The organism is Streptomyces sp. ALI-76-A, from assembly GCF_030287445.1.
In the GTDB taxonomy this organism is placed as follows: Bacteria; Actinomycetota; Actinomycetes; order Streptomycetales; family Streptomycetaceae; genus Streptomyces.
The window spans coordinates 1,097,825-1,116,154 of the sequence record NZ_JASVWB010000004.1 but is presented as its reverse complement, the minus strand read 5'-3'; the positions used below and the strand labels follow the sequence as shown (position 1 = coordinate 1,116,154).

The window sequence follows — 18,330 nt, the reverse complement described above, 5'->3', positions numbered from 1 at the left end:
GGCGGATATGACGGCGCAGGATCTGGCGCGGGCGCTGACCGGGCTGCTGGACGCCAGCCACAGGGCGTCGTTCGAGCAGCTGCCCCGCCTGCTCGATGCCGCGGCGAGGCAGGCCGGTGCGGGCGGGGCCCGGCTGTTCGTGGCGGATCTTCAGGAGGAGGTGCTGCGCGAGGTCACCGGGATCGGCCTGAGCGCCGGCGAAGGTGGCGAGGAGTACCGGATCGAGGGCACGTTGCCGGGCCGCGCCTACCAGATCACCGAGGTCACCACGCCGGCCCGCGGCGGGGCGTGCTGGGTGCCGGTGCTGGACGGCATTGAACGCCTGGGAGTCCTGCATGTCGAGCCCGGCTCCGACGACGGGGGCAGACCCGATGAAGAGGTGATGCGGGCGCTGGCGTCGATGGCCGGGCTGTTGCTGGTCTCCAAACGGGCCAACAGCGACTCCCACGCCCGGCTGACCCGAACCCGGCCGATGGGCGTGCCGGCGGAACTGCAGTGGAGCATGATGCCGCCGCGGACCTTCGCCGACCAACGGGCCACCGTCAGCGCCTTCATGGAGCCGGCCTACCAGGTGGCCGGGGACGCCTTCGAGTACGCAGTGGCCGGTGACATCCTGCACCTGGCGGTCTTCGACGCCATGGGCCACGACACCTCCGCGGGCCTGACCGCCGCTCTGGCGATGGCCACCTGCCGCAGCCACCGCCGCGCCGGCGCCACCATCCCCGAAGCCAGCAGAGCCATCGAGGACACCCTGATCGAGCAGTTCGGGCACAGCCGCTACGCCACCGGCATCCTCGCGGACCTCGAGCTGGACACCGGCAGATTCAGCTGGGTCAACCGCGGCCACCTGCTGCCGGTACTGATCCGCGGCGGCCGCTGGGCCAGCACACTGCGCTGCCCGCCGGCCGGGCCGATGGGCAGCGGATTCAATCTGCCGATCAAACAGTGCACCGAGCAACTGGAGCCCGGTGACCGGCTACTGCTGTTCACCGACGGCATCACCGAAGCCCGCGACAGAGACGGCCAGGAGTTCGGCGTGGAGCGCTTCACCGACTTCATCATCCGCCACCATGCCGACAACCTGCCTGTCGCGGAAACCCTGCGCCGCCTCATGCACGCCGTCCTGGAGTACCACCAGGGACGACTGGCCGACGACGCCACCGTCCTGTTCTGCGAATGGCACGGTGACACCGACGCGAACGCAGCCTGAGAGCGAGCCGGCCGAGCGCCAAGACTCGCGGAGGCGGACGGCTGCGTCGGACGCCGCGCACAGGCCCGTCCGCCAGCAGATGCGGCAGGGCAAGGCGCCGGGCTCTGAAAGCAGGCGCCGACCTGCTAGGCGCTCGCGCACGGTGCCACCGGGGTTGTCGGATGCGCCACTGGTCGGGCTCGCCAGCGGAGCAGGGCCGCGACGCTGACTTGCTCGGCGTTGAGGGGTAGCCGTTGCGGCTGCCCCACTTGTCCCCCATCGCCGTGACGGGGGCACGATGGCGGGTCAGGCCACGGGCAAGCAACGTGAAGCCCGTCTCCGCGTAGTATCCGGGGCACTGACCTTCCTGACCTGTGTGGTGTAGTACGACCTTTCCCCCGCGCTGATGTCGCCCAGAGTCTCGTACATGTAAAGACGACGAATTGATTGCAGGTCATTGACCGGGTCGGTGGCGTCGGCAGTGAGATAGATGCTGGTGTAGCCGTCCCTGTTCTTGTAGGCGCCCCAGCGCTGGTCGGCGTCCGTGTCGCTACACGGCTCCATGACCACCTTGGTGGCAACGACGTCCCAGACTCCCAGGCAGTGGCCGTCCCCTGCAACGAGGTGCTGGGTTGCCGAGTCGTAGGTCCACACATACGCGGCGGCACTGTTGCAGTCCACACCCGCGAGCTCCTCCGCGGGTTCGTGGCAGTTGTCGACCTCAGTGAACAGCAGCGGCACCTGGTCCTGCGGGGCGGACAGGACGATGTCGGCCTGGGCGCCGCCCTTGCCGAGCGCGTTCCACGTGCCGGTGGCGGGCAGTGGGACCCTCGGTCCAGTACGAGGCGATCGTGCCGATGCCGTCCGGTGCGTCGACGGCGGCCTGGGCGGCGGCCCGGACGTCGGCCGGGTCGTCGGCGGCTTGGCCATGTCCGGCTTCGGGCGCAGCATCGCGATCACCGTCTCGTTGACGGCCATCGGGTGGGAGGCCCCGCTGGAACCCGCGCCGCGTGCGGTGGAGCCCATCTCCGTCACCGGGCGCCGCAGCTCGTAGGAGGCGACTTTCAGGCCCTTGAGGGTCAGGTTCCGCAGCCTCTCCCCCGTCTCGGTGGAGCCGCCGTTCTCGGACAGGCCGTGCTTGCGCATGTCGGAGAGGCGCCGGTGTGCGAGGCGGTGCGGGCCTGCTTCTGCTTCGACGGCGTCTCCTTGTCGGCGTGCCGGAAGGTCAGGTGGGGGGCGCCGATCCGCTGGATCTGATCAGCCGTCGCGACTTTCAGCGCCCCGAGCACGCGCAGCACGTCGCCGCGGTAGCTGTTCGTCGACCCCGCCGGGTTGGTCTCCCGTTTCCCCGCCATCAGTTCTGCTCCCTCATCACTCGCGACCGGCCGCCGACTGGCCGCCGCCGCTGGCCGCGCCCGGCCTGGGAGGGCGTCCGGGCCCCCCGGAACCCGATGCTCTCCTCCACCACGGACAGCAGGAGGAGAGAAGAGGGTTGTGACGGTGCGGTTTTCGCGCCGATTCCCGCTCTGACAAGGGGTTTTCCTACGGCCTCGGGTGCCGGGCACCAAAGGGGGTTCCTGAGTGACTTTCGAAGTGGGCACCCAGGGAGTCCCCTTGGGCTTGCCCGCCACGGGCCGGCCTTCCGGTGTGGTCGGCCCGAGCGGTGCCGCTGCCCGGCCCTCGGGTGGGTGGTCGTCATCGGTTCGTCTCCTTCGCTGCCCCGGCCGGGGCGGTCGTTGCGAAGGAGCAGCGTGCACGGGACCCCCTTGTCCGCGGTCTGACCGTGACCGGTGCGAACGTGGACAAGGGAAAACACCGGCGGTGGTCGGGGCGGTAGCGGACCTGGACAAGGGGTCGTGGTCGGGCTCGTGGTCAGGCCGACCACGCTGGACAAGGGGGCGGGGTTTGACCCTTGCAGTCCGATTCGCTGTGACGGCTGCTGATAGTTGGCGGACGACCGGAGGAATCCCGCAGGTGACGAGTGTGTGGTCGAACGTAGTTGGTGGTCGACGATAGTTGGCGAGCCCATCGCCGTTCCCGTCACTGAGGGTCAGAGGTCGGCTGACAGCGGCCATGCGGGGCGAGGGAACAGGTAGCTCAGTGTGATCTGAGGGCTTCTGCTTGAGTACACGGCTCGGTGACCGCTCCGTTGTTCATGGCGGTGAAGTCGGCGTGGGCCTGTTCGACGGCTTCGGGGTACGCCTCGCGCTTGGCGTGTTCGGCGAGCGCCCGGTAGATGCTGGCGACGAAGGGGGTTCTGTCCCTTGCGCTTGCCGGTGGGCATGATCAGGTCGGGCTGGATCTGCTCGACGGACTCGCCGCCGCGCGGCGGCGGAGTCAAAGTAGTGATCTTCAGTGATCAAGTGCCCGGCTGTCGGTTGGCAACCGGAAGCAGCCTGCTGAAGGTGTTTCGCGTGGCCGCCGGGCGGTCGGCAGGAGGGCCTTGGGGGTGGTGCGTCAGTCCGAGGCGCCGCTGCGCCGGGCGTAGGCGCGGGCGGCGCGGGCACGGTCGCCGCAGCGTGTGGAGCACCAGTGGCGCCGGCCGTGGGTGCGCAGGAGGAACCGGTCGCAGGGGGCTGATCCGCAGGCGGCGAGGATGCCGGCGTCGGGACCGGTGAGCAGGTCGGCGGCGTCGGCGGCGAGGGTCGCCAGTGCGTGGTTGACGGCCTGGTCGGTGGGGTGCGCCTGGATGCGGCGCAGCCCCCGGGCCCCGTCCCAGGCGAGGAGGGGGGCGGTGGGCACGGCCGTGAGGGCCTCGTTCACCGCGCGCAGGGATTCCTCGGGCGGCGTGGTGGTGTCGACGCGGGCGGCGAACAGGGCGCGGATATGTCCGCGCAGCGTGCGCATCCGCTGTGCACACACCTCGTACAGCTGCACGTCCGGGGTGGTCAGGTCGTGGGCGGCGAGCCAGCGCATGGCGGATTCCGGGGCGGCGAGCAGGTCGTAGCTCTGGCTGGCGGGCAGGGTGGCGGCGGTGTCGGCGAAGTCCAGGGAGCGGTACCGGTCGGCACCCGGCGCCGGGGGCAGAGCGGTCGGTGCCACGTCGGCGGCCAGGGTGTCATCCATGCCTCTCATGGTAGCGCTTGCATTTTTCCGTGATGTCTGCCTAGCCTGGAATCACGTTAACCGCAGGCTTTTTTCGTGAGAAACGGAGACGTTATGTCCCAGCTCAACGCCAACCAGTTCCCGGTCCGCACGTTCGGCGGTCCGACCGCCCTGTTCGAGTACGGCGGCCTGCGCTTCCTGACCGACCCGACCTTCGACGGCCCCGGCGACTACGCCTCGCCCGGTGGCCCGACCCTGACCAAGACCGCCCCCTCCACCACCACACCCGCCGACCTCGGCCCCATCGACGTAGTCCTGCTCTCCCACGACGAGCACGCCGACAACCTCGACACCTCCGGCCGCGTCCTGCTCGCCGACGTCCCCCTCACCCTCACCACACCCGGCGGCGGCAAGCGCCTCGGGGCGAAGGCCAAGGGCCTGGCCGACTGGGAGTCGACCGAGCTGGAGCGCCCGGGCGGCGGCACCATCACTGTGACCGGGGTCCCGGCCATCCACGGCCCCGGAGCGCGTGAGGAGATCGAGCCTTTCGCCGGCCAGGTCGTCGGCTTCGTCCTGACGGGCGAGGGCCTGCCGACGGTCTACGTCAGCGGCGACAACGCCTCGCTCGACGCGGTCAGGGAGATCGCCGACCGCTTCGCCCCGATCGACACCGCCCTCCTGTTCGCCGGCGCCCCCCGCTTCCCCATGCTCTTCGACGGCAACCTGATCGTCCTGGACAGCGCCCAGGCCGCCGAGGCCACCCGGATTCTTGACGCCCGCCGCGTCGTCCCGGTCCACCACGACAGCTGGGCCCACTTCACCGAGGGCCGCGACGAGCTGGAGGCAGCCTTCGCCGCCGCGGGCCTGACCGACCGCCTGGACCAGGACTGGGCGCAGCGCGCCTGAGCCCGGACCGCCACTCAGGAACCGAGACCTCGTGCCAGGGTCGGGGCTCCCCACACACCGAGCCCCGCCCCTGGGAGCAACCTCTCGCGGCGTCCCCTGCGCCGTGCCAGAACGACAGAGAAGGACCCGATCACATGTCTACCGGAACCAACGCCAGCCTCGTGCACCACTTCTACCAGGCCCTTCAGCAGGGCGACTACGACACGCTCACCGGCATGTTCCACCCGGACTTCGTCTTCTACCCCCAGATCGACAGCCCCCGGCCCGGCGCCGCAGGGTTCATCGACGCGTTTTTCCATGTTCAACCTGTTCACGTTCAAAGACGGGAAGATCATCGAGAAGCGGGCCCACTACAACCTGGCCGACATCATGGACCAGCTCACGGCCGGCCCCACCGCCTGACGGCACGCACCTCGACAGGGCCACGCCCTGCGCCCCTCACCGCCGCCCACCGACGGCGGGCGCCTGGAGCGAAACGCTCCGACTGCCCACACCGAGAACCGCGGCGTCGCACGGTGCGTCACTCGCCAACTATCAGACTGGCCTTGTTCTTTTTCTTCCGGCCGCGAAACGGTGTCTCGTGCTGAGTCGCTCACCTGGGGGTTTGCCGGACGCGGGGGCGGCCTTCGTCTGATCCTGTGCTCCGACCAAGGTGCACGTGACCGAGACGAAGGCCGTGAGGGTGAGTCTGCTGCCTGATGTAGCAGAACCGGCGTCGCCAGCCTGCCCACCGCGGCGTGAGCCCACAGCCGGAACCGGGCTCCGCCACACCGCGACGCACCATCAGACAGCCACCCAACAACGTGACAGCGCCGTACGGCGGGCTATTCGACCCCACCTACTCCGGTGGCTGCGAGGACTCCAATGATGATCAGGAACACTCCTACGATCAGCGGACCAGTCCGCACGGTGGACTCCCCAGCGGATGCGTTCGCCCTGCCGAAAACATTGCGCTGGCTTGTGGCAGCGCGCGCAAATTTCTTGCTGTAGATGATGAGTACAAGGCCTGCGAGGATGCCGAATGCCGAGAGGAAGATACGCACCCAAACTCCTGGTGTCGAAATGTGGGAGCCTGAGCCCGCCCAAGGGACTGGGGTGGGCTCAGGCTTCGGTTCCATGACTACGAGTGGTTGTTTCGGTCAGAATTGAATCTGCAGTCCCCCACTGCACGTGGGGGTTGAGGCATAGGTTCCGAGCCCTCCACTGGCGCTGGCTGTCGGAGACCCGTCTTGACCCCCGATTTGGCCACCGACGGTGCCCCAACCAGCAGCACAGCCCCCGTAAGCGGACGGTCCGGCGTCTGCGCCTCCCGTGGATCCTTCGAAGCCTCCACCAATGCCCGGAAGTCCCACACCAATCTTCAGGTAGCCACCGCTGTTACCGGAAATCGTCCTTGGAGTACCCGCCGCTCAGGCACACCCAGAAGCATGCGTCAAGGCCGCCCGACCAACTCCACAGCCCACTGGGATCGCTGTTGTTAACGGGATCGCCTTTGGCATAGAGGTAGGGGTTGGTCTCCTGGCCCGAGGGGTCGGGCTGGGTGAAGCGGCCGGAGCTGGGGGTCGTAGTAGCGGGCGCCCATCTTGTACAGGCCCGTCGGGTCCAGGTAGGTGCCGGCGTAGCGGTACGGCTGGGGGACGGCCTCGGTAGTGGTGCCGCGGGGCAGGCCGGTGGGGCCGTAGGCGTACGTGTGGGTGCGCTTGCCCGCGTCGTCGACCAGGCCGAGGACGTTGCCGGTGGCGTCGGTGAGGTAGTAGTAGGACTTCCCCCCAGTCGTCATGGAATTCAGGGTGCCCGCAGGTTCGCGGATGAATCCGGTGTCGACGCCGTTGGTCGTGGTGGACGCCAGCCCCAGCGCGGTGTGGTGGAACCACGTCGAACCCAGCTTCGTACGCTCGGAGTTGTCCGTCCCCGCGTGCACCAGGTCGGAGTTCGTGCCGCCTTGCATGATGGCGGACAGCTGGCTGTGGTCGGTCCACGTCTCGTTCGTCCGCGCGGTGGCGGCGGTACGCCCACCCGCCGTCTCGTTGCCGGCCTTGTCGTAGGACCAGCCGGTGGTGGAGCCGTTCTGCGCGGTGAGCTGGCCGGCGTCGTTGTAGGTCCAGGTGGGGGTGGTGGGGCAGATGGCGGCGGTGCCGTCCTGGGCGGTGAGGTTGCCCGCCTTGTCCCAGCAGTACAGCCAGGACGCCGTGCGGGTACCCGCGGAGTCGGCCTCCAGCGCGTAGGACAGCCGGTCCTGACTGTCGTACGTGTAGGAGGCCTTGCAGCTGAAACAACCAGCCTGGCCCTGCTGGCCAGGGCCAGAGCACTATCACCGCTGATAGCGGCCTGGCCCTACCCGCAGGGCCGGACCTGGGAGACTAGGGATCATGACCGACCGTCGACCGCTCTCGCTGCCCGCCTTCTCCGAGCCCGCTTCCGACGCTCCCGTACCCACCCAGGCGGATGGGCGCCGGCTGATGCCGGTCGAGTAGGGCGCCGACTTCCGCGAGCCGCCCGGCGAGACCGAGCCCGCGCCCGCGCCCGCCCCGACGTCCGCTCGCCCCCGGCGGCCTCACCTTCTCAGACCCGGACCGCCATATCTGAGTGCTACCACCACGGGTTGGGCCACGTCCAGGACCAGCTCACCACCTAGCCCCACCGCCCGGTGTGCCAGCGCCTCCACCTGGACAGTGGTCGTAGCCGGCCCGGCTCCCGCCTCGGATACCGTGTTCCTCTACGGGGTGCCATAACGGATGTGCCCCCCCCACCGGAGGTAGTAAGCGTATGAGTTCAAAGCGCAGCAAGAATCCAGCCCTGCCCGTACTTGACGACGCGTTCCGACTCGCGTCGGTCAAGGACGCCGAAGAGTCCACCCGTGACTTGGCCGCGCGGCTGGCCACCACCGAGCTGCGCCGCGTTTCCCACCCGGGCCGGGTCACCTGGGAGCCCACCGATCAGGCCGAGCCCGTACCGGTCCCGCCGACTGTGGTCGACGGGGACGGGGACCTGTGGCTGCGGGACCGGGGCACTGGCACCTGGACCATGCCCGAGTTCAACCCGAAGGAGTTCCCCGCCCGCTGTGGCGAGGTTCTGACGTGGAACCAGCTTGCCCGCGAGTTCGGCCCGCTTACCGCACTGGCCGACGACCGCCGCATCGGCGGCGGCCGGCGCTGACCGCGCAGCCTTCTGGGATGACCGCGCCCCTGAAGCGCCCGTTACGGGTAGCTGGGAGCTCCAGCTCACCGCCGAGCTCGACGATGGCGGCGAGCAGGTGAGCGTCGTATCGCCACCCGGCTGCCGCTGCTGCCGCTCGACACACATGATCCTTCCCGGCGCTGTACCGCCTCCTGCGGCGCTCTGCGAAGCGGCGATCAAGGGCCTGAGAGGCGCTCACAGCGGCGCACAGCGGTTCGAATGGGTAAAGGGGCACCCCGACTCCCGGAAACGGCCTCGCGACCTCACTGGCCTTCCCGTGGGAGCTGCGTCCTCGGCGCTCCCGACCCGAGCTCTGCTCTCCGGGGGCTGGACCGGCCGACCGTGTGCTGCTCGCCCGGGTCGAAGAAGCCGGCGCCGAAGGCGAGGACGGTCTGCTGCAGAGCCGCATGTTCGTTGGTTGGTGAGGGATCGGGTCCGTCGTTTGGTGAGGGATCGCTCGCGTAAGAGGAATAGCTAGGACTGACTGACCAGATGACGAGCGCGCCCTTCCTCACCCACCGTAGGCGAAGTGCCGGCAGTAGAAGCTGTGGACGCCGCGGAGAAAAGCGGTTCGGGTCGCGTCGATGTCGTCGAGAAAGCCTCGCCGGCCGGAGGAGGCCGCCGCTGGGCAGCGGGAGCGCTTGCGGTGGCCAGTTCGCGCGTTGGCCCTACCCGGCAAGGTGGTTCCTGGCAACATCAATGGGATTCGAACATAGGGGGGTTCCATGCGTTTCGGCGTCCGCTTGCTCACTGTCGTCACCGCTACCGTCGCCACCGGAGTGCTGCTCGTCGGCTGCTCCTCGACCCCGGCCGACGAGTTGGAGGACTGGTGGTCTTCGGGGGGTGACGACAGGGTCAAGGCGCTGTCCGACAGCTCGAGCCACGTCAACACGGCGAGCATGCAAGTGATGGACGACAAGCGCACCGCTTGTCAGGAGCTGCTGGCAGCGGTGGCCAAGGCGAAGAAGTACGGCACCCCTCCGAGTGAGAAGGCCAAGGGTTTCTGGGCGGAAGCCCTTACCGACTTCGAGCACGGAAGCAACGCGTGTGTCGCCGGGGTCGACCAGAAGGACGAGCCCCAGACCAACGAGGGCATCCGCGAGGTGCAGAGGGCCATCGGCATCCTGGCTTCCGCGGTGTCCATGATCAGGAGCGACTTGGAGGCCAAGTGATCCGGTGATCCGCCGGGATCGCCCGAACCGCTGATCCCCAAAACCCCGGGGGCGCCCGGCCGGGCGCCCCCGGGTGACGTGTCGCCGGCTCCGCTGTCCCCATCGGACCCCCACCCGCGTTGTGCCAGGCGGCCCGGACGGCCGTCGACCGCTGGGTCCTGCCCCGGTCCGTACGCACCGATGGCAGCCGGAAGGGTCCCATACACGAAGAGGCGAAGTATCAGCACTGGAGGCATGGATCCCGCAGCCATGCCCAAATGGACATCAGGTGGACATCGCCACGCGGACGAGGACACAAGATTCGGGACCCCACACGAGCCTTGTTCACCCGGCCCGCGTCGAAATCCGCGCGAGCGCAGATGAAATTCCTTCACACGCGAGAGAAGGGCTCCACCACGACCCTGGCTGAGCGCCTGGGCGTCTCCCGCAAGACAGTGGAGCGCTACCTCTCCGGAGCGTCCAAGAAGCCTCAGAAGCGCCTCCAGGCCGCTCTGGTGAAGGAGACCGAAGCGGAGTGGCAACCGCAGGTCAAAGCACAGGCGAGGCAGCGTGCGGCGACCTCCGCAGGGCTGGTCATCTCCTGCCGGGCGTACTTCGGATTCGGTCCGGAGGGCACCTCGGACGCGGGCCGGGTGTCGGACCTCAGCGTCGCCTTCTCCCCCTCCCACGCGGACGCGATCCTGGCGGCGCAGCAGACAGGAGCGACGGACAGCGATCTGCACGAGCTGGTCGCGGAGGCCATCGCGGACGCCTATTTCCGTCAAGGCGGTGGAGGTCGCGCGGGCCTGAAGGTGGAATTCAAAGACGTGGAGTGGCTCAACCTCTCGTTTTAGCCGCACGGAATTCGAGACTGCTATAAACCTGTCCGTTGAGCCGAAGCGCGATAGATGTCACATGGGCAGGCTTGTTGTCATCGGGATCGCTCCTTCAGCCCAGTGTGATCCGAGCGGTGACCGGAAGGTGGTCGCTGCCGGTTGGCGACAAGGTGCGGATCTGGCGGACGGTTGCCGAGCGGGCCATGACCTGGTCGATACGGGCCATGGGGAAGCCGGCGGGGAAGCTGAAGGCGAAGCCTCGCTCCGCTGTGTTCATCCGTGAGGTCAGCGGGGCCAGCCCACGGTCGTCGACGGTGCCGTTGAGATCGCCGAGCAGGAGGACCGTTTTCAGCTTCTCGGCGGCGATGGCCTCGCCAAGCAGGCCGGCGCTCTCGTCCCGCTGGGAGGATGCGAGGCCGCTCGCCCGGACGCGGACCGAGGGCAGGTGCGCGACGTACGCCACGATATCGCCGTGCGGTGTGTGGACCACGGTCCGCAGCCCGCGACTCCAGGTCTCTGTGATCCCCTGGGGTTTTATGTCCACCAGCCGGGCACCGGTCAGTGGATGCTTCGACCAGAGTCCGACGGTGCCCCGGACGGCGTGGTACGGGTAGTTCGGGGCGAGGGTCTGCGCGTACACCGCCAGCGTCGGGGGCACCAGTTCCTCCAACGCGATGAGATCGGGGTCGGCGTCAGCCAGGGCGCGGACCGTGCCCGCCGGGTCGGTGTTCTCGTCGCTGACGTTGTGTTGCACCACGACCAGATCGTGCGGGCCAGGCTCCGCCCCGGGCAGGAACAGCCCGCCGAAGAGGCGCGCCCAGGCCACCACCGGCAGCAGCAGCGCCATCAACGCGGTTGCCGAACGGCGCAGCAGGGCCAGGACGAGCAGCACCACGACCACCAGGCCGAGCCACGGAAGGAACGTTTCCAGCAGACTGCCCAAGTGGCCCACGGAGTTGGGCACCGCCCGGTGGAAGGCCATAAGCCCGGCTGTCAGCACCGCGAACACGGCGGACACCCGCCTCCGTCTCCAGGCCGGCCGGCACCATGGATCCCGCTTCGCGCTCTCGCCCACAGCCCACAGCCCATATCGGCGTCGCACCCATCGGGCCACTGCTGCCTTCCCCTCCACCACGGTTTCCCATCTGCTTGACCTTGCTGCTCAGGACGGGTCATCAGGTAGATCGGTTTCCACAGCCCCGCTCCCGCCGCACCGGCACCACTTCGGCGGCGGCGAGCACCAGCCGATGCGACCAGGCGTCAGCAGATCGAAGCCGCGCCCGGGCCGGTGACAACTCTCATGCTCAGTGCGCTGATGGTGACAAACAGCCTGCTGATCCGGTGACAACTACCGTGCTTCGCCGCCGCAGAACACCAGGTCAGCCGCTCTCGTTGGTGACAACCAGCGCGCTTCGGCACATCTGTGACCGCTGCGCCCCGTGTGCGACGGCACCGATACCCCGTCTTTTTGCCCGTGACGATTGAGAGACTCGTGTGAGCACCCCCGTGCCCCGATCCCGCCGCCGTCCCCGTATCCCCGCACCCGGCGCGGCCGCGCCCCGCCAGCCGGTCGACCGGGCGAAGATCGGCCGCGGCTGGGTCCACCGACGCGCCACCGGCATGACCGCCACCGAGGCCGCGGCCGCCCTCGAGGACGCCCGGCTGCAGCAGCACATCGACCGCGACCGCGAGGACCTGACCGACGACGAACGCGGCCCCGCCGAAGTCGGCGAGTGGGAGCGCATCGCGCAGCTGCTCGCCACCACCGGCGGGACCTACGGCCTGAAGGCCGACGCCGTCGTCCAGGACGAGCTCGCCGCCGAAGCCGCCGCTGCCGCCGAAGCCGAAGAAGAACTCCGGGACATGGAGCTGGAGCAGGAGCGCCAGGAGTGGCTGCACTCCAACGGGCTGCCCGAACGCGCCCACATGCTGACGGCCCTGCGGAAGGCCGGCCTTCTGGACGCGACCGGGGCACACGGCGCCGAAGGCCCGCTCGTGCTGCACGAGCCTGAGGGACCACCACGCGCTCGACTACCTGAACGAGTACGGCGAGTTCGTCATGTACCGCCTCCTGGAGGGCAGCATGGCCCCTCCCAGGGATTTGGACGCCGTCCCCGCGTCGGTGCGGGCGCGCAGCGCGCTGCTGCGGGCCATGGCGCGGGCCGGGAGGCTGGAGGGCTTCGACGCGGGCCACGCGGTGCGCCTGGCGCAGGCCGACCTGGACGCCGTCCTCGCGCTCGCCGCGTGGATCGAGGGCTGCGGCCGGAGCAGCCGGTGAGCGCCGCCGACCGCGTGGTCGCCGCGTGGGTGCAGGCGACGGGCTGTGGCACCCGGTACGAGGACCTGACGGCCGACGGACAGGTCCACGTCGACTACACGCCGCCGCTCGGGGAGCCCTGGTTCGAGGGCGACGACGACCCGGACTACAACCTGATCTGAATCGTGCCCGCGCCTCCCGAAGCAGTTCTGCATGGAGTGCGCCGGCTGCGCCGCCTGCGGGCAGCGCACCGGCCCGCACGTCTGGCCGCCGCTCCGGAACTGACCGACCCCAGTCCCCAGCACTCCGGGGAGGCGAGAGGTCCCGTGTCCCGTCTCACTGAACCTTGACCGAATCTCAGGGAAGTTTGACTGACCCAGGGGCAGGGGCGGCTAAGAACTCCTAACAAAGTGAGAGGTTGACCAGTCGGCGCCAGCAGATGATGCCGCAGGCCAGGCTGAGGAAGGCTTCGTGGATGTCGTCGCGGATCTCCCAGCGGATGCGCAGTCGGCGGAACCAGTGCAGCAGTGCAAAGCTCTGCTCGACCACCCAGCGGTGCACGCCCGGTCCGGAACCGTGCTCGACGCCGCGCCGCGCGATGACCGGGGTGATCCCGAGAGCCCGCACCTGTTTGCGGTACGTATCGTGGTCGTAGCCGCGGTCGGCGTAGAGCGCGACCGGTCGCTGTCGGGGCCGTCCGCGCCGGCCGCGTACGGGCGGGACGGCCTGGATCAAGGGGATGAGCTCGGTGACGTCGTTGCGGTTTCCGCCGGTCAGCGATACCGCCAGCGGGATACCGTGCCCCTCGGTGATCAGATGGTGCTTGGAGCCTGTCCGGGCACGGCCGACCGGGCTCGGTCCTGTTCTGGGCCGCCTTTGAGCGCCCTGACGTGTGAGCCGTCGATCACCGCCCTCGACCGGTCCAGCGCGCCGGCGGCGTTCAGCTCGGCCAGGAGCGACTCGTGCAGACGCTGCCAGACTCCCGCGTCGTTCCAGTCACCCAGGCGCCGCCAGCAGGTCATGCCGGAGCCGAAGCCCAGCTCCTGGGGCAGGAACTTGCACGGAATGCCGGTGTACAGCACGAACAGGATGCCCGACAGCACCTTCCGGTCGTCCAGACGCTTGCGGCCGGGGTGATGAGTTCGGCGCGGCACAACCGGCAGCAACGGCTCGATCCGCGCCCACAGCCCGTCCGGCACGATCCACGGCGGTTGCTCACCCCTTCTCATGTGCAGGCTAACAACCCATCAGACGCCAACATTCCAAGGTAAGTTGCGGCATTCTGTTAGGAGTTCTAATAGAGGCCAGCGTTCGCTTCGGGCTTGTCTGTCTGGCGCTCGGTTGCCATCGACCGCCTGGCTGCCTCCCGTGCCGCCTGCTCCTTTGGATGGAGCACCCTGCGCCGTCCAGTACGCGGGTCCAGCAGGAACGGATCACGCAGCAGTTCCTCGTCCGGCTGTGGCGGCTCCTGCCACCCGGCGGGCGTGAAGACGATCACGTACTCCTCCAGCCCTTCGTGGAGGACTTCGTCCCTGCCGAGGCTCTCCACGAACCGTTGGTTGGCGTCCTCCCGGCCCTTGGCGTACACCCGAACCGTGTGGGTGCGCGAGGTCGGCACATTCAGGTGGACGGCTGGATTGGAGGGCCCGGTGGTGCACCCCCAGAGCTCCATCCGCCCGCCGTACACCGGCCGGTACTCCACTGTGTCCAGCAGCGCCCAGCCCTCCCCGAGCTCTGGGAGCCCCTCGTCCGGTCCGGTGCTGATCAGGGCCACCGGCGCGTAGTGGGACTGCACGCAGCTGCACACCGTCAACTGACCGGGGGTAAGTAGTACTGGACGGCCGCTGGCGAAGTCGGGTTCCTCGTCGAGGCGTTCGAAGCCGTCCTCCACCCGCTCGGTGGCGTAGAAGTGGCTGTAATCGATGTCGATGATCCCGTCGCGTCGCTCCACGGTTCCTCCTCACCGCAGCAGACAAGCCACTGGACAGCATCCACCGCCAGGCATCCCCTAACGTCGGGCTTTCACTTGCGGTCCGTCCGGATCATGGGCGGGAACGCGAAAGTGCGTTCTGAGCTGGGACGATAAACCTTGTCGAGGGGTTCCGTCGGTCCAGGTGGAAGACACTTTCTACGTGCAGGGTATCGGTTCGCGTCCCAAGCTCCATGTCTGCGCTGATGGTGCGGGGGTGGTCGGTCACGCCGGTGCACGGCTACTGGCTGATCTTGCCGACGCCACCGGGCTGACCAGCTTGTACTCCACCGTGCTGAGTCCACTTCGGCCACGCGGCCCCGGTCATGACCGGGGCCGGATCGCCACCGACCTCGCGGTGATGCTGGCTGATGGCGGCGAGGGGAGCCTCCCCCTGAGTGGTGGACACGCTGATACTGGATCTGCTTGATCCGGAGGAAGCGAGAGACCGCCGATGGCGTTGGAGGACTACTCGGACGAGTTCAAGGCCGGCTGCACGCCATGACGACGTCGTGGAAGCGGCTGTTGAGGTCGGACAGCTGGGCGTTGCCGATGGTGTACATCTCTCCGTCGACCAGCGTTGTTGCTGGGCGCGGACGGTTTCGAGGACGAAGCCGGATTCGAGTACGGTGGCGGGTTCGACGGTCAGGCGGAAGCCATAGCTGTCCTGGTAGGTCTCCATCGAGGTGAGCATGGGCCGCAACTCCCAGCCGTACCGGGAAGCCGGTCGATCCATCCCCTCTACGGCGATCCGGCGCAGGATGCGGGCGAGCTGTCCGGGCATCAGGCCGTAGCGCCGGGCGAGGGCGTTCTCTCGGTGATCCGGTCGGGAGCCGGCCGTCGAGGCGGCCGGCCGCGATGCGCATGTAGGCGTCCTCGGCGTTGTCGTCGGCCACCTGGAGGGGGGACGTCTCGGCGAGTGCGGGTCCGGTGCGGGCGACGGTGTAGCCGCCGCATTCGGCCGGGGCCCACGATGCCGTCATCGGCCAACAGGCGCAGGGCCCGGCGGACGGGAGAGCGGGAGACCTTCAACTGGTCGGCGAGGGCCCGTTCGACCAGACGGGTGCCGACGGTCAGTCCGCTCGCCGTGGTTCCACGATGCGTGCGGCGGTCCGGAGTGTCGGCGGGGTGGGTCCCTGGGCCGGTTCTTCTGCGGACGGGGCCGTCTCGTTCCGGGCCGAGGGCGCGGGCATTCTCTGGTGCCTCCGCTGGGGGCCGGGGCGGGCCGGGGCCGGTGGCGGTCCCGGCCACCGACGTCATGGTGCGAGGACAGAGTGTACGTGCTCGACCTGCGGCGGAGCGGCGAAGTGTGGTCCGGCCACGGCCCGCCAGCGGGCGAAGCCCTTGGAGGCACGGAAGGTGACGGTGTGGTGCTCGACTGTCTCCCACCGGACCAGGAGCCGGTAGCGCGAGGGGTGTTCGATGCTGCGCTGCAAGTCGACCCCGTCGCAGCCGTCGGCCGCGAGGAAGAAGGGCAGTGCCTCGGTGACGGCCTTCTCGAAGTCCTCCTCCTGGCCTGGGAGGATCTCGATCTGTGCGATCTCGGCTATCACGGTGATGCTTCCTTGCGTGCTCAGGTCGTCGAGGGGTCAGTCGCGGTGGGCGGCGGCCTTGTGGTGTTCGGCGTCGACGCGCGCGGTGACACCGGTCTCGACGATGGTGCGGGTGGCGTCGACGGTGGCGTAGATCCACAGGATGCGCATCGGCTCGGTGGCGGAGGCGTTGCGGAAGCGGTGGGGCATCCCGGCGGGGACGTAGGTGGTGTCGAAGCGGGTCACGTGGTGCTCGGTGCCGTCGATCTCCACGATGGCGTCGCCTTCGAGGATGGTCACGCTCTCAGGGCAGTTGTGGGTGTGCAGCGCGATGCCGGCACCGCCCTCGAAGAGGGTCTGGCCGGTGAGGAAGACCTCGGCTCCGACTGAGCGGGTGACCAGGGGGATGGTGACAGTGCCCACGAACGATAGGAACCCCAGCCGACGCGCGGCTGGGGTTCCTCAAGGCGGTGAGTATCGGTCAGCAGGTGGAGTCGCCCGCGCCGTGAACCGCTCGTCTACGCGTCGGCGGACCGCACCACATCACGATCACCGTGGATCAGGCGGGTCAGCGCTGCAGGGTGAGCAGGCCCGGCCGGTACGGCAGTTCCAGGTAGGGAGCGCCGTCCGATGCGGGGTTCCTGCCCTGGTAGAGGAGCTGCAGGTTGCAGGGGTCGATGGTCATGGTCTGGTCGGGGTTGTTGCGGACCAAGTCACCGTGGCTGATGTCGTTGGTCCAGTTGGCACCGCTGTTGGCCTTGCCCGCGAAGGGGTTGTTTTCGGTGGCGGCCTGCGGGGTCCACGAACCGTTCAGGCTGGAGGCCGTGAACGAGCGGAAGAAGCGCTGCTCGGTCGCACCCCGAGCCTCGACGATCATGAGGTACTGGTTCTGGCCCTGGACCTTGTAGACCTCCGGCGCCTCGAACAGGTTCTTCTCCGTGTCGCTCATGACCGTCGTGTACGAGGAGCCGAAGCTGCCGGGGAAGTTCCCGATCGGCATGCTCGCCCGGTAGATCTTGCCGTTGTCGGCGGCGAAGAACAGGTACATGTTCTGATCGTCGGCGATCATGGTCGGGTCGATCGGGGCGTCCCTCCGGGTCCCGGGTCCCTCGGGGAGGCTGCCGGTGAACAGCGGCTGCTTGGCGGACCAGCCATTGGGGTTGGTGGGGTCGCTGGACGTGCGGTAGTAGAGCGGCCACTGACTCCACTGGGACACCATCACCCAGACGTTCTTGGGCGCGAAGTAGAACAGTTCGGGCGCCACCGCGGACTCGTTCATCGGGGTCTGGGTGGCCGCCCCCATGTCCGACCAGTTCGTGAAGGGACTGAACATCGTCGAGCCCCACGCCGTTCCGTTGGAGGTGGTCGCGTAGACCAGGTGCTTGCCGTTGTACGTGGTGGTGGTGAAGTCCTTCAGCGCGAGCTGCCCGTTCGCCGGCTGCGCCAGCGGACCCGTCGAGGTCCACCGGTAGGTCGACGGAAGAGCACACGCGTTGCCCGTCCCTGACAGGCCGGTCCACTTCTGGTTGGCGCCGCCGTGGCACGACCAGATCTGCACTCCCGTGCCGTTGACCTTGCCCCAGCCCGCGACCTCCAGGCACAGCCCGGATCGCACGCCGACGATCGTGCCGTCGGGGTTCACCCGCCACTGCTGGTTGTCACCGCCGTTGCACGTCCCGATCTGCACCGGGGTCCCGGACGTGGTGGCGCCGCCCCGGACATCCAGGCACTTGTTGCCGTACACGGTCAGCTGGCTGCTGTCCGTCAGCGTCCACTGCTGGTTGGTTCCGCCGTGGCAGTCCCAGATGTGTACGTTCGCGCCGTCGGTCTGGCTGAAGCCCGCCACATCGAGACACCGGCCGGAATCAACACCGCGCACGTCGCTGGTGGTGGCCGCCTGGGCCGGGCCGGCGACGAGCAGCGCCGCCAACGCGGCCAGTGCCGCGACCGCGGCGGCGAGCACCGCGGACGGGCGTCTGCGGCTGAAAATACGTCTGTGCATAAGGACCTCGTCATCCTTGAGCCAGCGACTCCGGTTCGGCCCGCCAGGGGCTGTCCGGAAGCGGTGTGGTGCGGCCCCCGTTGTCCGCTATATCGAACAAGCGTCGAAGTGTCGAGCAATTGGATGATAAGGATCCGGTGATCAGCGTCAATACCTCTCGCACAATTCGCAAGCCGGAACATTCACAGACTGAAACCAGGCGGCCTCAAGTCCCGTGATGTACGGGACTTTGACGTAAGGGGCGGGTTGAAGTTTCCCCAAGGCAG

The 18,330-nt window shown here is 68.6% G+C and carries 20 protein-coding genes and 2 pseudogenes; 9 read left to right on the top strand and 13 right to left on the bottom strand.

Annotated features, from left to right (window positions below; genetic code table 11):
- Positions 1 to 7: 7 nt before the first annotated feature.
- On the top strand, positions 8 to 1,210 hold the full coding sequence (locus QQS16_RS41165; RefSeq protein ID WP_286067767.1) for a PP2C family protein-serine/threonine phosphatase: 1,203 nt from the start codon (positions 8 to 10) through the stop codon (positions 1,208 to 1,210).
- A gap of 285 nt (positions 1,211 to 1,495) precedes the next feature.
- On the opposite strand, the gene QQS16_RS41160 is transcribed toward QQS16_RS41165, so the two are convergent.
- On the bottom strand, positions 1,496 to 2,335 hold the full coding sequence (locus tag QQS16_RS41160) for a ricin-type beta-trefoil lectin domain protein (RefSeq protein ID WP_286067766.1): 840 nt from the start codon (positions 2,333 to 2,335) through the stop codon (positions 1,496 to 1,498).
- A 1,311-nt stretch (positions 2,336 to 3,646) separates the two neighbouring features.
- Entirely contained in the window at positions 3,647 to 4,255 is a 609-nt protein-coding gene (locus tag QQS16_RS41155) for an ABATE domain-containing protein (protein ID WP_286067765.1), read from the bottom strand.
- 93 nt (positions 4,256 to 4,348) lie between these two features.
- On the opposite strand from QQS16_RS41155, the gene QQS16_RS41150 reads away from it, so the two are divergent.
- Together QQS16_RS41150 and QQS16_RS41145 are read left to right on the top strand one after the other, a co-directional pair.
- Positions 4,349 to 5,140 (top strand): MBL fold metallo-hydrolase, encoded by a 792-nt coding sequence (locus QQS16_RS41150; RefSeq protein ID WP_286067763.1) that lies wholly within the window; start codon positions 4,349 to 4,351, stop codon positions 5,138 to 5,140.
- A gap of 96 nt (positions 5,141 to 5,236) precedes the next feature.
- Positions 5,237 to 5,542, top strand: a complete 306-nt coding sequence (locus QQS16_RS41145; RefSeq protein ID WP_353479768.1) for an ester cyclase — start codon at positions 5,237 to 5,239, stop codon at positions 5,540 to 5,542.
- 422 nt (positions 5,543 to 5,964) lie between these two features.
- Here the strand turns inward: QQS16_RS41145 and QQS16_RS41140 are convergent, their stop codons facing one another.
- The 3 genes and pseudogenes from QQS16_RS41140 to QQS16_RS44175 form a co-directional block, all read right to left on the bottom strand.
- Positions 5,965 to 6,183 carry a hypothetical protein gene (locus QQS16_RS41140; protein ID WP_286067762.1) on the bottom strand — a complete coding sequence of 73 codons (219 nt, stop codon included), beginning with the start codon at positions 6,181 to 6,183 and terminating at the stop codon, positions 5,965 to 5,967.
- A gap of 334 nt (positions 6,184 to 6,517) precedes the next feature.
- Positions 6,518 to 6,652, bottom strand: a pseudogene (locus QQS16_RS44180) (hypothetical protein); the annotation flags it as partial.
- Positions 6,618 to 6,920 carry an RHS repeat-associated core domain-containing protein gene (locus tag QQS16_RS44175; protein ID WP_502964000.1) on the bottom strand — a complete coding sequence of 101 codons (303 nt, stop codon included), beginning with the start codon at positions 6,918 to 6,920 and terminating at the stop codon, positions 6,618 to 6,620. The pseudogene QQS16_RS44180 and the gene QQS16_RS44175, both read right to left, overlap by 35 nt.
- Before the next feature lie 986 nt (positions 6,921 to 7,906).
- Here QQS16_RS44175 and QQS16_RS41130 point away from each other — a divergent pair.
- The 3 genes from QQS16_RS41130 (at position 7,907) to tpg (ending at position 10,322) form a co-directional block, all read left to right on the top strand.
- Positions 7,907 to 8,296, top strand: coding sequence for a hypothetical protein (locus tag QQS16_RS41130; RefSeq protein WP_079403197.1), 390 nt, complete (start codon positions 7,907 to 7,909; stop codon positions 8,294 to 8,296).
- Positions 8,297 to 9,042: 746 nt separating this feature from the next.
- Positions 9,043 to 9,489 (top strand): hypothetical protein, encoded by a 447-nt coding sequence (locus QQS16_RS41125; protein WP_286067761.1) that lies wholly within the window; start codon positions 9,043 to 9,045, stop codon positions 9,487 to 9,489.
- Between the two features lie 257 nt (positions 9,490 to 9,746).
- Positions 9,747 to 10,322 (top strand): telomere-protecting terminal protein Tpg, encoded by a 576-nt coding sequence (gene tpg / locus QQS16_RS41120; RefSeq protein ID WP_502963976.1) that lies wholly within the window; start codon positions 9,747 to 9,749, stop codon positions 10,320 to 10,322.
- A gap of 94 nt (positions 10,323 to 10,416) precedes the next feature.
- On the opposite strand, the gene QQS16_RS41115 is transcribed toward tpg, so the two are convergent.
- Positions 10,417 to 11,286 (bottom strand): endonuclease/exonuclease/phosphatase family protein, encoded by an 870-nt coding sequence (locus tag QQS16_RS41115; RefSeq protein ID WP_502963999.1) that lies wholly within the window; start codon positions 11,284 to 11,286, stop codon positions 10,417 to 10,419.
- A 278-nt stretch (positions 11,287 to 11,564) separates the two neighbouring features.
- Complete coding sequence (locus QQS16_RS41110) at positions 11,565 to 12,308, bottom strand: hypothetical protein (RefSeq protein ID WP_286067758.1); 744 nt, start codon at positions 12,306 to 12,308, stop codon at positions 11,565 to 11,567.
- Between the two features lie 79 nt (positions 12,309 to 12,387).
- Here QQS16_RS41110 and QQS16_RS41105 point away from each other — a divergent pair, with 79 nt between their 5' ends.
- Together QQS16_RS41105 and QQS16_RS41100 are read left to right on the top strand one after the other, a co-directional pair.
- The gene (locus QQS16_RS41105; protein ID WP_286067757.1) at positions 12,388 to 12,582 is read left to right on the top strand and encodes a hypothetical protein; all 195 of its coding nucleotides are present in this window, start codon (positions 12,388 to 12,390) and stop codon (positions 12,580 to 12,582) included.
- Entirely contained in the window at positions 12,579 to 12,743 is a 165-nt protein-coding gene (locus QQS16_RS41100; protein ID WP_286067755.1) for a hypothetical protein, read from the top strand. The genes QQS16_RS41105 and QQS16_RS41100 overlap by 4 nt, the downstream gene beginning before the upstream one ends.
- A gap of 220 nt (positions 12,744 to 12,963) precedes the next feature.
- Here QQS16_RS41100 and QQS16_RS41095 read toward each other — a convergent pair.
- A protein-coding gene (locus QQS16_RS41095; protein ID WP_286067754.1) for an IS5 family transposase occupies positions 12,964 to 13,790 on the bottom strand; the annotation gives its coding sequence in 2 pieces (ribosomal slippage) (positions 12,964 to 13,430 and positions 13,430 to 13,790; 828 coding nt in all).
- Between the two features lie 65 nt (positions 13,791 to 13,855).
- The gene (locus tag QQS16_RS41090) at positions 13,856 to 14,512 is read right to left on the bottom strand and encodes a hypothetical protein (protein WP_286067753.1); all 657 of its coding nucleotides are present in this window, start codon (positions 14,510 to 14,512) and stop codon (positions 13,856 to 13,858) included.
- Between the two features lie 163 nt (positions 14,513 to 14,675).
- Here QQS16_RS41090 and QQS16_RS41085 point away from each other — a divergent pair.
- Positions 14,676 to 14,930: pseudogene (locus QQS16_RS41085) on the top strand (IS1380 family transposase); the annotation flags it as partial.
- Positions 14,931 to 15,313: 383 nt separating this feature from the next.
- On the opposite strand, the gene QQS16_RS43700 reads toward QQS16_RS41085, so the two are convergent.
- The 4 genes from QQS16_RS43700 to QQS16_RS41070 all read right to left on the bottom strand — a co-directional run bounded on the left by QQS16_RS43700 (position 15,314) and on the right by QQS16_RS41070 (position 18,064).
- Positions 15,314 to 15,790, bottom strand: a complete 477-nt coding sequence (locus QQS16_RS43700; RefSeq protein WP_353479753.1) for a GntR family transcriptional regulator — start codon at positions 15,788 to 15,790, stop codon at positions 15,314 to 15,316.
- Positions 15,787 to 16,083: an antibiotic biosynthesis monooxygenase family protein gene (locus QQS16_RS41080; protein ID WP_286067752.1), complete on the bottom strand. Its 297-nt coding sequence runs from the start codon at positions 16,081 to 16,083 to the stop codon at positions 15,787 to 15,789. Before QQS16_RS41080 ends, QQS16_RS43700 begins: the two co-directional genes overlap by 4 nt.
- A 36-nt stretch (positions 16,084 to 16,119) precedes the next feature.
- Positions 16,120 to 16,485 (bottom strand): cupin domain-containing protein, encoded by a 366-nt coding sequence (locus QQS16_RS41075; protein WP_286067751.1) that lies wholly within the window; start codon positions 16,483 to 16,485, stop codon positions 16,120 to 16,122.
- A gap of 145 nt (positions 16,486 to 16,630) precedes the next feature.
- The gene (locus QQS16_RS41070; RefSeq protein WP_286067750.1) at positions 16,631 to 18,064 is read right to left on the bottom strand and encodes a non-reducing end alpha-L-arabinofuranosidase family hydrolase; all 1,434 of its coding nucleotides are present in this window, start codon (positions 18,062 to 18,064) and stop codon (positions 16,631 to 16,633) included.
- Between the last annotated feature and the right edge of the window lie 266 nt (positions 18,065 to 18,330).